A 12,694-nucleotide genomic window follows, 5' to 3' on the forward strand; every position below is an offset into this window, starting at 1 on the left:
CCGAGCGTAGAGGACCCCGGCGGCCGGATCGAGAAAACAGCCGAGCGAGTCTCATCCGTGTGGCACTATTTGAATGCCGTCTGCTGGGACAACCCTCGCGGAACCTGTGCTGGGACCACAGGAACGGCGAGGATCGGGGAAGGACGGCCGCGTGGAACTGCGCGACTACATCACAGTGCTCCGTAAGGGGTGGGTGCTCATCGTGGTGCTCGCCCTGGTGGGGGTGGCTGCCGCAGCCGGCTTCTCCCTGCTGAAGAAGCCGGTGTACTCCGCCTCGGCACAGGTGTTCGTGTCGACGGAGACGTCAGGAAGTGCGAGTGACCTGGCGCAGGGCAACACCTTCACGCAGCAGCGCGTGCTGACGTACTCGAACCTGGTGCAGACGCCGATCGTGCTCCTGCCGGTGATCTCGTCGCTCGGGCTCGACATGAACGCCGACCAGCTCGCGACGATGGTCTCCGCGACGGCCCCGACGAGCACGACCCTGATCTCGATCACCGTGAACGACACGAACCCCGTCCGCGCGACCGAGATCGCGAACGCGACATCGCAGAGCCTGACGAACGTGGTCGAGAAGATCGAGGCGACCGACGCAGACGGCACGAGCACGGTCAAGCTCACCCGGGTGAAGCAGGCCGACGTGCCGCTGAAGCCGGTCAGCCCGAACGTCCCGGTGAACATCGCTCTCGGTCTGCTCGTCGGTCTGGCCCTCGGTGTCGGCATCGCGGTGCTGCGCGAGACGCTCGACAACCGCGTCCGCACGGAGCAGGACGTCGAGAAGATCAGTGCGAAGCCCGTCGTCGGCGGTATCGCCTACGACAGCAAGGCGTCCGAGCGCCCGCTCATCGTGCAGGCCGATCCGCGCAGCCCGCGCGCCGAGTCCTTCCGGACGCTCCGCACGAACCTGCAGTTCCTCGACCTCGGCACCGGCTCGCGCACGTTCGTCATGACGTCGTCGATGCAGTCCGAGGGCAAGAGCACGACGGTCGCGAACCTGGCCATCGCGCTCGACAGCGCCGGCTTCAAGGTCATCCTGATCGACGCCGACCTCCGCCGACCGCGCGTCGGCGAGTACATGGAGGTCGACGGCTCCGCCGGTCTGACCGACGTGCTCATCGGTCGCGCCAGCCTGGAGGACGTCGCGCAGCCCTGGGGCCGCGGCAACATGGTCGTCCTGCCCGCCGGGCAGATCCCGCCGAACCCGTCGGAGCTCCTCGGCTCGAAGGCCATGCAGGACCTGATCGGCACGCTCGAGCAGCAGTTCGACTACGTGCTCTTCGACGCGCCGCCGCTGCTGCCGGTCACCGACGCCGCGATCCTGTCGAAGAAGGCGTCCGGTGCCATCCTGGCCGTCGCGTCCGGCAAGACCCTCAAGGGCCAACTCGCCGCCGCCGTCGCCTCGCTCGAGAACGTCGGGGCTCCGATCGCCGGTTTCGTCATCACGATGATGCCGCTCAAGGGCCCGGGTGCGTACGGCTACGGCCGCTACGGGTACGGATACGGGTACGGCCTGGACGAAGCAGAGCCCACGCAACCGCCCGCACGCTCTTCCGGCAAGAGCCGCGGCAAGCTCGGCGTCGTCCGCCGAGCCGACCGTTGACGGCGGCCGCGCGATGAGTCCGAGCCGGGGGGCCCGAAGCCTCGGGAGAGGGCTGCCGCGCACCACGCTGGTCGGTGTCGCCGTCGTCGTCGTCGCGCTCGTCGTCATCGACGTCGTCCTCGTTGCCCTGGCGCTCGCCCGTACCGCACCGGAGGCGGTGGGACAGCCTCGGCCCGTCCCCACCTTCGGAGCGACCGCGACGGCCCCCGCGACGCCGCGGCAGTCTCCGTCCGCGACGGCGACCGGTGGTCCGGCAGCAGACGGCGCGGGTTCCGCCAGGCACCTGCTGTCCGCCATCGACGGTCTGGAGGCATGGCGCGCCTCCAGTGCGACCTGTGCCGATCCCGAGGTGGTGCTGGAGCACACGACCGATGGTGGCAAGAAGTGGCAGGCGGTCGAGCTCGACACTGACGTGCGCACGATCGCGGCGCTGCGCGCCACGTCGTCCGGGGTGAGCGTGCTGGTCGGGACCGGCGACGCGTGCGCGACCGAGGTGCGAACGTCCACCGACGACGGCGGGACCTGGACCGACGGCGCGGCCGGCGCGGCCGGCGCGGGGATCACCGAACAGGGGCTCGCGCTGGGCAGTGATGTCGTCGACCCGCCGTGCGCGGACCCTGCGGACGTCTTCCGTGGGGACAGCACGACGCTCGTCGCCTGCGACGACCAGCTCGACTGGCGCTCGGGGACGGGTTCCTGGGTGGACGTGCCGATCGACGGTGTGCGAGCGATCGCCGTCGACGGTGCCGAGTACACGCTGGCCCGCGTCGGGACCGCGAGTTGCGACGGCGTGCAGATCGAGACCATGCGCGCCTCTGGCGTGACGGCGGCGACGACGACCACACCCATCGGATGCAACCCGGTGCCGACCGAGCGTCCGATCGCACTCGACCGGGCGGGGCAGTCCGTGTGGATGTGGTCCGACGGCGGCGTGGCCATCTCGAAGAACGGCGGGGCGACATGGTGACGGAGCGTCACCGATGACCGCCGAAGCCGTCCGGCAGCCGATCTCGACCGGCAGCACCCAGGAATGGAGCCGCACGTACTCGCGACGGGTGCTGCTGACTGACCTGCTCGCGCTCAGCTGGGTCGTGTTCGGGGTGCAGATCGCCTGGCTCGGTCTCGACTCGAACCTCGCGACGAACACCGCGGACCTGCGGCTGAGCTACACCGGGATCTCCCTCGTGGTGATCATCGTGTGGATGGCTGCCTTGGCGCTGTACGACACCAGGGGGAACCGCGTGATCGGCGTCGGGAGTACCGAGTACCGTCTCGTCGCCGACTCGAGCGTCCGCGTGTTCGGGCTGCTCGCGATCGCCGCGTTCCTGCTCCACGTCGACCTGGCGCGCGGCTACGTCCTCATCGCCTTCCCCATCGGCATCCTCGTGCTGCTGCTCTCGCGCTGGATGTGGCGCCAGTGGCTCGTCGCCGAGCGCAAGCACGGCGGCTACTCGGCGAAGGTGCTGCTCGTCGGTTCGACGCCGAGCGTGCTCCACATCGCGCGGGAGCTCGCGCGGACGCCGGAAGCGGGGTACCGCGTCGTGGGCGCCGCCGTCGCTGACGGCAGTCGCGGGCTGCTGCCGGGATCGACGATCGAGAGCCACGGTGGAATCGACGAGGTTCCCGCAGCCTTGGCGACGACCGGCGCGGACACCGTCGTCATCACCAGTTCCGACGACCTACCGCCCGAGCGCGTCCGGCAACTCAGCTGGTCGCTCGAACCCGGGCGCCAGCACCTGGTCGTTGCGCCGAGCCTGACCGACATCGGTGGTCCGCGCATCCACACCCGTCCGGTACAGGGACTTCCGCTCATCCACGTCGAGACGCCGACGTACTCGGGGCGGAAGCTGTACACGAAGCGGGCGTTCGACCTGGTCGGGTCGGCGGCGCTCATCATCGTCCTGTCACCGGTCCTGCTCGTGCTCGCACTGCTCGTAAAACTGACGTCGCCCGGCCCGGTGTTCTTCCTGCAGGAGCGCGTGGGTCTGAACGGGTCGACGTTCCACATGATCAAGTTCCGCTCGATGGTCGTCGACGCCGAGCAGCGGCTGCAGGAGCTGAGCGCGCTCGACCGCGCTGAGGGCAACGCGGTGCTGTTCAAGATGAAGAACGACCCTCGCGTCACGCGGGTCGGAGCGTTCATGCGGCGGTACAGCTTGGATGAACTCACGCAGCTCTTCAACGTGTTCGTCGGCACGATGTCGCTGGTCGGCCCACGGCCGCCGCTCTTCCGTGAGGTCGAGCGCTACGACCAGCACGTGCACCGGAGGTTCTTGGTGAAGCCGGGGATGACGGGGCTCTGGCAGGTCAGCGGGCGATCGAACCTCTCGTGGGAAGACTCGGTGCGGCTCGACTTGTACTACGTCGAGAACTGGTCGATGGTCGGAGATACTCTAATTTTGTGGAGAACGTTGCGAGCTGTTGCCGCAAGCGAGGGAGCATTTTGAAACGCACGAGCCCGCGAGTCGTTGTTATCGGGACGCGCGGCTATCCCAGCTACTATGGCGGATTTGAGACAGCGGTTCGTCACATTGCTCCTCACCTTGCGGATGAGGGCTGGGAAGTCGTCGTTTACAGCCGGAAAGATTTGCGCTCCGAGACGTCGGAATTCGATGGGCGAGTCCTAACGCCCGTAACGCGCGGCGTAGAGTCGAAGGCCCTCAGTACGCTTTCATACGGGCTCTCCAGCACGATTCACGCGCTTGTGCGGGGTGCGGATGTGGCGCTAGTCATGAACGTAGCTAACGGGTTTTGGCTCCCGCTTCTTCGGCTGCGCGGGATCCCTGTCGTTATGAACGTCGACGGCATCGAATGGGAGCGCGCTAAGTGGGGTCGCGTTGCAAAGATAGTCTTCCGCGTGGGTGCGCGCCTTTCGGCATTGTTCGCCAACACGCTGATAGTAGATGCGGCAGCGATTGGTCGCTACTGGAGTGCGCGTTTCCGACGGGAGAGCGTGTTCATTCCTTACGGAGCAGACGAAGCCCCGATCGCCGCTGTGCCGCTCGGCCTCACGAGTCGAACATATGTCCTGCTTGTTGCTCGCTTCGTGCCCGAAAATACCGTTGCTGAATTCTTCGCTGCAGTTCCGGCCATCTCAGAGCAACACGACGTCGTCATAGTCGGGTCCACTGGGTATGGAGGCAGGTTCGACGAGGAGGCGCAGGCGCTCGCTAGCGCACACTCGCGCGTGCGCTGGTTGGGACACGTCTCTGACGATCGCCTGCTTCATGGACTCTGGCAGCATGCCGGCGTGTACTTCCATGGGCATAGTGTGGGCGGAACGAATCCCGCGCTCGTCCAAGCGATGATGCTGGGTGCTCCGATCGTCGCGAGAGACACCGTCTACAACCGAGAAGTTCTGGGAGACGATGCCACCTTCGCGGAGCCGGACTCGAACTCGATCGCAAACAACGTGATTGCGCTGATGAACGACCCCGACCGTCAAACCACGGAGAGCGAAGCGTCGATGGCACGAGCCAAGGAGCGCTACACGTGGCGGAAGGTCAATGATGCTTATAATAAAGTGCTAAGTGGCGAGCTGAGAGGCCGCAGCCGGTGACGATCAAACGGCTGATTATCGACCAGGGTTCTCTGTCCGAGGCCGGATCAGACCGGGGACTCGGTCGGTACGCCTCTGCGCTGCACGACGCAGCGAAGGCACTACCTGAGGTTCAGACTCTCGAGTACTCGGGTAGTTCGTTGAGCGGGAAGCCTCGGCATAGCGCCTTGCGCCTTCTAGATCCCACGCGAACCGCCTGGTTACACGCAACCACGCCGCTCCACCTCCCGCTTGTGAAGGACCGCCCCTGGATCTGCTCAATCCAGGACGTTATTCCACTTGATGTTCGTGCTTATCAAAAGCTCGGCTTGAGAACCAGGGCACTATTTCTGAACTCGCGTCGCGCGGAGCGTGTAGTCGTAAACTCGACCTACACGGCAGACCGAGTCAGAGCGCAATTGGGGATACTCGCGAAGCGACTCCGGGTTCTCCCGCTTCCTGTGGCCGACGTCTTCTTCGAGGCAGCGCTCGACGAGCACGCGTCCAATCCATCGACGGTGATCGTTATGGTTGACCACAGAACTCATGATCCCAGGAAACGCTTCCACTGGGTGCACCAGTTTGCGGAAGTGGCGAAGCGATTAGGGCTCCGGGTGGTGGTCGTGGGCAGGGCGGATCGAACGCTGCTTCCGGACGGGGTTGAATACATTGAAAGCCCCTCGGATGAAAAGCTCGCCGAGCTCTACTCGGGTGCGCTCGCAACCTTTTATCCGTCGAGTTACGAGGGACAGGGCCTACCGCCCCTGGAAGCTATGGCCGCGGGTTGTCCGGTCATTGCTTTCGCGAATAGTTCTGTGACCGAGATGGTCGCCGTCGAGGAGTTTCTTTTGCTTGATCCGCTCCCATGGGTGTCTCAACGTTTCGATGAACCGATGCCGCGAACCACAATTTCGGAGATCGAGGCTAAGCTGCGGTCTTGGGCACGTAGCGCAGAGACTGTGCGAGCCGTCCGCGTACTGGCACGCGAACGCGCCGAGTCATTCCGGCGCGCGCAGTTCGTGGAGGCCCTCGGTCGGATCTACGGAGAGGACGACGGTGTTCCCACTGATCAATGACTTCATCTCCACGCGGGGAGTGAGCGGCTCTAGTCGTGGCGCAGAGCTAATCCGATGCGCTTTAGCGGGGTCGCAACCTGAGGTGGTTGGCAGCGTGACGCCTCCGAAAAAGCCGAAAACCCGGCTGGGTCGTCTCCTTCAGATGCTGACCTGGGACTTCATCACGGCACCGCGAGAGGCCGCGCGCCTTGGCGCTGACTTGATCGTCCACGCTACGAACACCGGGCGTGGAAGTCGCGGCGTCAAGAGCGTCATTGTGATGCACGACACAATGGTGTTGGACCATCCGTCGCTTTTCAATAAGTGGTTTGTGCTGTATGCACGAATGACGTTCGGCGTGTCCGCAAAAGCTGCCGACCTAATCGTTACTCCCTCGCGGCACAGTGCGTCGCGCATTGCGGCTCGATGGCCCCATACAGCCGGGCGTATTCGAGTCATTCCGTGGCCGGCACCCCAACCGGGGGACGTTTCTGCCTCGGTTGCAGAACGACGAAGGAAGCCGACGGTGCTTGTCGTAGCGTCGATGGATCAGCACAAGCGGCTGGGACTTGCGGTCGAAGTTGTCGCGCGACTCCGGAAGGACCGTGCCGGTGATATCGAACTTCACATGGTGGTGCGCGCAGGAAACGATGAGGACGTCGTCCTTGACAAGATCGAGCTACATGATCCGGAAGGTAGTTGGGTGGTTCTCCATCGGCAGCTCAGCGAAGCAGACTTGTTGCAGCTTTATGCCACGTCAAGCGTCACACTCGTTCCATCTTTAGACGAAGGCTTCTGCCTCCCGGCCATTGAAAGCATCGCCCGGGGTACGCCGGTGGTCCACGCCGGTCGAGGCGCTCTGACCGAGGTGATTCCGATGTATCCCGCCGCATCCGAGGGACAAAGCGATTCCGAAGTGCTCTACCAGCGACTCTCGGCGGTATTCGAGGGAACAGTCGCGCGGCGTCAGCAAGAGGATTTCCAGGAAGATTCCGTGCAGTTCGCAACCGATACTTTCCGTTCGCGATGGCTCGAGGTCATTAACGAATTGTCGGGGCGATCTTGCACGTAGTCGTCCTCCATGGTAGTAATGACCTTTACGGGGCGAGCAGAGTACTGGTCTCCGAAGTGGAAGCACTTACAGAGCTCGGGCACTCAGTTACGGTCGTCACTCCCGTCGACGGACCACTGTCCAACGAGCTGTATAAAATTGGCGCTAATGTTCACGTAGAACCGAAGCTAGCCGTAATTCGAGCGAGCAGGCTCCGGGACGTGCTGAGGTGGCCTCGCTTACCTGGCCCCGCGGTGTCCGCCGACGTGGTTGTACTTTGGACCCTAGCTCTCGGGGCATACATACCGCTGCTTCGGGTTAAGAGGCGGCCGCACTGGATATCCGTGCACGAGCTCCGCCCCAATCGGCTCGCTGGCTTGCTCGTGCGCCTTCTGCTCCGGCCAGGGAAAGCGCCCATAGAGATCGTCAGTCGATCCGTGGGTGAGTGGCTTGTGTCCCTCGGCGTCGAACAGCTTCGCCTGGCACCAGCGTTTCCAGTGGCGCCTTCGATGGTTCTGCGCGAGCAACGACACGGCGGTCAATTCGTCGTCGCTGTTGTTGGTCGCTTCAACGGACGAAAAGGGCACCTGGACGTACTTCATGCCTTTCAAATAGCTTCAAAGGGATCCAAAAATTGGCAGCTGATCCTGGCAGGCAGCCCCTATGGAGATGATGACTCCGCGGTTCAGGAAGTGATCAAGCACTCTGCGACGGACGACCGGGTACGGATCGTCGGTGAGGTACGTGGCGCTGCCGCACTCCGCCCTGTCCCGGACGTATACGCCTGCTTTGGGGATCGAGAGGAGGCCTTCGGTCTGGTGCCGTTGGAAGCTTGGTCCGTCGGCGCGCGAAGCGCGGCTTTCGCAGAGGGTGGGGCAACCGAGGTCTTGCCCGTAGTGGACGGCATTCTTGTAGCGCGCGGGTCAAACGTCGTCGGCGACATTGCGCAGGCTCTCGAAGAGATGGAGGCGGAGCGCTCGACTTGGCTTCCACCGACGGAGGCGGCAGTCCACCTCGTTTTCGGACGAGAGTCCCGCCGTCGGGCCGTCGAAAAGATCCTTCGAGCTACGCGCCCACAGGAAGGCAGCACTGATGCGACGTCGGCAAGATAACGAATCAACGCATATGACTCAAGGCGCCGTCGTGGTTTTCGGAGGCCCTCCGTACCAGCAGTCGGCGAATCAGACATCGATGCAGATGCTGGAGGCAATCAGCGGGGCGCGGAGAGTTTTGTACGTTGCACGCGGTAACCCGCGGCCGCTGCGCACTCGCAGGTTTAGGGATTTCCTCTCGTCGAACAAGCGCGAATCCTTCGCTCGCCCAGGCCTTCATCTCGTCAACGCTCGACTGGCCGTCCTCAATCTACCTACTTGGTCGGATTGGATTCCGCTCGTCGCTCCCGAAGTGGTGAGGCGTATTCAGTTGATGATGATCCGAATGTTGCTGCAAAGAGCAGTCAAACGGTTGAATTTCCGGGAGCCCAAGCTGGTGACCTACTGGTGGATGTTCCCAGAGATTGTGCGTATGGCGTGCTGGAGGTACCGCACCTTTGACGTGATTGACCGGCACTGGGGGTACGAGTACCTTGGCCACCGATTGCGCCAAGCGAACTGGCGTCTCGCGGTAGCTACGGCCCAGGTCAGTGATCGGATTGTGGCGGTCTCTGAGGGACTAGCGTCGGAGCTGCAGCCTCACATCAAGACGAGCGTGGAGGTGCTGCCAAACGGGGTCGACATTGATCGCGTTAGGCGGGTCCTTCGTAATGCCGTTGCGCGAACGCAGGTTTCCGAGAGGCGGAAGACCGCTGCCTACGTCGGGGGATGGAACAGCCGCATCGATTTGCTGCTCGTTACGCGGGTCGTACGGAGTCTGCCGGATTGGAGTTTCTTGATAATCGGCGTCGACGAGGTTCCCGAGTTAGCCGGTATGCCCAATGTGCGGATTGTTGGCGACCTGGCCTACGATGAGGTAATCAACGAATTATCGACAGCACGAGTCGGGCTTGTGCCTTTTCACGTCGACGCTTATACGAAAGCGAGTAGTTTTTTGAAGGTGTTCGACTACTTGGCAGCGGGTATGAGCGTATTGTCGACGCGGCTGCCGACGGTGGAGGCCATTGCAGCGCGCTTTCCTCAGTATATCCGCGTAGAATCCGGGGCCAATTGGGTTGAGCAACTTCAGGAGATGGGTGCCACGGAGGAGCTCGCGCCCATCGATCTTGCCCTACTGCCGTCGATCGATCAGCGGGCGCAAGCGCTCCTAGCGCCGCCGATGGATTAGAGCTCACCTTGACTGGCTACGACGCGAATCCGTTATTTGTGACATTGTGTGTCCTGCTGCTCGGCTACGCTGCAGTGCTCGTGCTACAGCGTGATAGTCGCATAGGCGTCCTGCTAGTGATCTCGATGTTCCTGACGCGCTACACGGTTGACGTGTTTGGCTTCAGTGTGCGCCTCGAGATGTTTGCGGCGACGCTTGCTGGCGTCGGTCTTTTCTTGCGTCAAGATGCAAGACACCGGTTGTCAAGCGCAGCGGTCGTTTCGATTGCAGCAGTGGCGCTTTGGTTGGTGAGCGGCTCGTTCGCATCTGTGGTGTCCTCTCCGGAACTGAATAAGTCGCTGGGCGTTTTGATTTGGTGCGCCCTGAGCTTCATTGGTGCCATTTGGGTGAGCACTCACCGCGGGGAGTGGCATCGGATGCTTTCGGTCGGGGTATGGTGCGCTTTTACCGCGTCAGCGCTTGCAGTCGTCGCCTGGACGCTGGCGACACTCGGCGTCTCGACGCTAGGCGTGCAAGACGATCCGACGTACGGTGGTTGGGCCGCTTACGTGGCTTCGATCGAAGCAAACGTTCTCGCCGGCCTGTTATGTCTCTGGGCAATCATCGCGGCCTGGAACCCGGGTGATTGGATCAGAAGACTGCCGCGGCTGCTAACGGTCCTTCTGGCGCCTGTGGCGATCCTCACAACGCATACTCGCGCGGCATTGGTCGCTTTGCTACTCGGGCTCTTCCTCGTCTTCCTTTTTCGTAAATCGTCGCGGCCCCTAGTGGTAGGGGCTGGCCTGCTGGGCGTAGCGGCGACTGTCGGACTAGCAGTGCGGTCGCCTGACGCGGGGTTCTCGAAGTTCTCGTCGCTACTGGACACATCAAGCGGTACAGGTGGGCTTCGGAGGCAGATCAATCAAATCGCGCTCAACGAATGGCTCGCGTCCGACGCGCGGGTGCAGGGTTTGGGTTGGAACTCCTTCGGTCAACGTCACCTAGATCCGACGCAACCTTTCAAAAACCTGCCTTCGTATATTGGGAATCTGCCTCTCCAGGTCCTGTACGACGGCGGGTTGTTGGCCGCGGCATCGGTCTGCGTGGCCCTTGTCGCGGTACTGTCCATTCAATTGCGTGCGCGGAATCTCGGACTAGTCGTCGCCCTTGCGCTGCCATATTTTCTGTTTTCCATTGCGACCAGCGTTCTCTGGCTGTTCGAGACGTGGTTTTGGATTGGGATTGCCTGGGGAGCTACATCGTGGTTGGTACCGAAGCGGGGGCCTAGTAGGCCACTAGAAGGCGCGCTGAAGCGTGCATAGGATCGTTCGCGACGGCACTGTTCTCTTCGCCGCCGAAGCGCTTGCCCGGATAGCCGCCTTCTCTGTGACTTTCGTCATATCCCGCAGTCTCGGCCTCGACAGCCTCGCAATCCTCACGGTCGCGCAATCAGTGCTTGCCTATGCGACTGTCGCTGGTGATGCAGGCCTCGGCACCGCTGCTGTCACACGATTGGCGAGTGGGGAGAAAGCGTCGGGAATCATCCGTGGTACCGCCCGTATCCAAGTGTCCCTTAGCTTGGTGTCGACGGCGGTGGTGATACCGATCGTTGCCGCAGCGAGCAGCTGGCAACTTGCCTTCGTCCTGTCACTCACGCCGGTCGCTATCGCATTCTCGACAAGCTACGTACTTCTAGCTCGCGCCGATGCACGCTCAGTTGCACTCAGCCGGATACTCGGCAACGCATCGACGGCAGCTTTTGGTGTCGCTTCTTCCCTTCTTGAGGCGCCGCTGTGGGCGGTGGCGCTTGCGTACCCATTGGGAGCAATAGTCTCCACGCTTTATGTCAATAGGTGCACGGGCGTGTCGTGGGGCGCCCTGGTAGGCGTTCCATCATGGAAATTCGTGCGCAACGACTTTCGCCACGTGTCAGGCCTCCTGCTTCATACCCTCATCGTTCATTTCTATTCCTCCATATTGGTGATTCTGGCGTCGATCGTGAACGATGGCAGTCAGCTTGTCGAGATCGCATTGGCGTCCAGGCTGCTGCTTCTGTTCAGCATTCCTGCGCAAGTATTGGAATCTGTTCTCCTGCCTCGGTACGCCGCGGCAGTGGATAGTTTGACTGCCATGAAAATCCTCAGGGACGGGGCGTTGGTATTTATCGGCGGCGCCGCCCTTGGGGTCATCATCATCTTCACCGCTCCTGTCTACGTGCCGTTGCTCTTTGGGTCAGCAGCATCAGCCGCTGTGCCGGTGGTGCAGGTGATGCTTTTGCAAATTCCGGTCTCTCTGTTGACGTCTGTGCTCACTGTCGCCTTGTTCGCACGTCGCGATACGCTTCGTCTCAGCTTTGCGTACGGTATAGCAGCGGTCGTCCAGCTGTCGGTGGCGCTCCTGCTCGCTTCGCGAGACGCGAGCGTTTCATCTGCGATTGTTCTGAGTGAAGCTGTTTTTGCGGTTGGCACGTTGTTTGCTGTTTTCACCTGGCGTGAGCCGAAAGGGGATGCTCGATGAGCGGGATGCGTCGGATACTGCGTGATGTGTGGTTCAACGTTGTGGTGACTCACCCAATCTGGCCTCAGAGATCCCGAGCCTGGTTGCTCAAGGTAGGAGGGGTCAAAGCCCGTGGAGCAGGCATCCTGAGCGGCACACGCGTCATAGGAGGCTCTCGCGTTGTCATTGGTCCTGGTTCGTTCGTTAACACAGGTTGCACTTTCGATGCTGGTGCAATGATTGAACTTGGCGAAAATGTGTCCGTGGGCCCGGGTGCGACCTTTCTCACATCGACACATCAGGTGGGCGGGCGCGATGCCCGCGCCGGGTCTGTTGTCCTTGCGCCAATTCGCGTCGGCTCAGGAGCTTGGATTGGAGCAAGAGTCGTTGTGCTGCCGGGCGTCACCATAGGACCGGGAGCGGTCATTGCAGCAGGTTCGGTGGTAACAGAGGATTGTGTAGGGCACTCGCTCCATGCTGGGGTCCCGGCGCGTTTCAAGAAATTCTTGAGTTGAGTGCGTTCGATCGCGGCAATTGCTTACTCGCGCCGGGAATCGGCTCTGCTCACTCCGATTCTGGTTACTTCGGTCTCCTTGCGTGCGGCGGGATCGTTCTACCGGGCCATTGAATTCCCAGCTCAGCTGGGGACGGAAGCTCTTGGCTCGTCGGGTAACAAAAGATTCGGGCGAGGACCG

General features: G+C 62.3%; 12 protein-coding genes. 11 read left to right on the plus strand and 1 reads right to left on the minus strand.

Translation table 11 applies throughout. The features are described 5' to 3' along the window. Positions 1–151 precede the first annotated feature (151 nt). The 6 genes from C1N91_RS02440 (at position 152) to C1N91_RS02465 (ending at position 7,265) form a co-directional block, all read left to right on the plus strand. The gene (locus C1N91_RS02440) at positions 152–1,600 is read left to right on the plus strand and encodes a polysaccharide biosynthesis tyrosine autokinase (RefSeq protein ID WP_137766455.1); all 1,449 of its coding nucleotides are present in this window, start codon (positions 152–154) and stop codon (positions 1,598–1,600) included. 13 nt (positions 1,601–1,613) lie between these two features. Continuing rightward, positions 1,614–2,567, plus strand: coding sequence for a hypothetical protein (locus C1N91_RS02445; protein WP_137766456.1), 954 nt, complete (start codon positions 1,614–1,616; stop codon positions 2,565–2,567). A 13-nt stretch (positions 2,568–2,580) separates the two neighbouring features. After that, entirely contained in the window at positions 2,581–4,047 is a 1,467-nt protein-coding gene (locus tag C1N91_RS02450; protein ID WP_137766457.1) for a sugar transferase, read from the plus strand. Next, positions 4,002–5,159 (plus strand): glycosyltransferase, encoded by a 1,158-nt coding sequence (locus C1N91_RS02455; RefSeq protein ID WP_254678311.1) that lies wholly within the window; start codon positions 4,002–4,004, stop codon positions 5,157–5,159. The genes C1N91_RS02450 and C1N91_RS02455 overlap by 46 nt, the downstream gene beginning before the upstream one ends. Positions 5,160–5,599: 440 nt before the next feature. Continuing rightward, positions 5,600–6,214, plus strand: coding sequence for a glycosyltransferase (locus C1N91_RS02460; protein ID WP_137766458.1), 615 nt, complete (start codon positions 5,600–5,602; stop codon positions 6,212–6,214). Positions 6,215–6,296: 82 nt separating this feature from the next. Further along, positions 6,297–7,265 (plus strand): glycosyltransferase, encoded by a 969-nt coding sequence (locus C1N91_RS02465; protein WP_368074212.1) that lies wholly within the window; start codon positions 6,297–6,299, stop codon positions 7,263–7,265. Positions 7,266–7,528: 263 nt separating this feature from the next. Here the strand turns inward: C1N91_RS02465 and C1N91_RS16570 are convergent, their stop codons facing one another. Further along, positions 7,529–7,846, minus strand: a complete 318-nt coding sequence (locus C1N91_RS16570; RefSeq protein WP_175415828.1) for a hypothetical protein — start codon at positions 7,844–7,846, stop codon at positions 7,529–7,531. On the opposite strand from C1N91_RS16570, the gene C1N91_RS17180 reads away from it, so the two are divergent. From C1N91_RS17180 to C1N91_RS17185, 5 genes are all read left to right on the plus strand, one after another. Further along, entirely contained in the window at positions 7,754–8,356 is a 603-nt protein-coding gene (locus C1N91_RS17180) for a glycosyltransferase (protein ID WP_137766460.1), read from the plus strand. The two genes, C1N91_RS16570 and C1N91_RS17180, sit on opposite strands and share 93 nt — an antisense overlap. A gap of 79 nt (positions 8,357–8,435) precedes the next feature. Then, positions 8,436–9,524: a glycosyltransferase gene (locus tag C1N91_RS02475; protein WP_175415880.1), complete on the plus strand. Its 1,089-nt coding sequence runs from the start codon at positions 8,436–8,438 to the stop codon at positions 9,522–9,524. A gap of 8 nt (positions 9,525–9,532) precedes the next feature. Then, positions 9,533–10,825 (plus strand): O-antigen ligase family protein, encoded by a 1,293-nt coding sequence (locus C1N91_RS02480; protein WP_137766462.1) that lies wholly within the window; start codon positions 9,533–9,535, stop codon positions 10,823–10,825. Next, the gene (locus C1N91_RS02485) at positions 10,818–12,020 is read left to right on the plus strand and encodes a hypothetical protein (protein ID WP_137766463.1); all 1,203 of its coding nucleotides are present in this window, start codon (positions 10,818–10,820) and stop codon (positions 12,018–12,020) included. Before C1N91_RS02480 ends, C1N91_RS02485 begins: the two co-directional genes overlap by 8 nt. 215 nt (positions 12,021–12,235) lie before the next feature. Continuing rightward, positions 12,236–12,514 (plus strand): acyltransferase, encoded by a 279-nt coding sequence (locus C1N91_RS17185; RefSeq protein WP_175415881.1) that lies wholly within the window; start codon positions 12,236–12,238, stop codon positions 12,512–12,514. The last annotated feature ends 180 nt before the right edge of the window (positions 12,515–12,694 follow it).

This window comes from Curtobacterium sp. SGAir0471, from assembly GCF_005490985.1.
GTDB lineage: Bacteria > Actinomycetota > Actinomycetes > Actinomycetales > Microbacteriaceae > Curtobacterium.

Coding starts and splice junctions, on each gene's coding strand:
- C1N91_RS16570 (WP_175415828.1), bottom strand. CDS start 7,846: ATGAAGTACGTCCAGGTGCCCTTTTCGTCCGTTGAAGCGACCAACAAC.
- C1N91_RS02445 (WP_137766456.1), top strand. CDS start 1,614: ATGAGTCCGAGCCGGGGGGCCCGAAGCCTCGGGAGAGGGCTGCCGCGC.
- C1N91_RS02475 (WP_175415880.1), top strand. CDS start 8,436: ATGCAGATGCTGGAGGCAATCAGCGGGGCGCGGAGAGTTTTGTACGTT.
- C1N91_RS17185 (WP_175415881.1), top strand. CDS start 12,236: ATGATTGAACTTGGCGAAAATGTGTCCGTGGGCCCGGGTGCGACCTTT.
- C1N91_RS17180 (WP_137766460.1), top strand. CDS start 7,754: ATGGTTCTGCGCGAGCAACGACACGGCGGTCAATTCGTCGTCGCTGTT.
- C1N91_RS02450 (WP_137766457.1), top strand. CDS start 2,581: ATGACCGCCGAAGCCGTCCGGCAGCCGATCTCGACCGGCAGCACCCAG.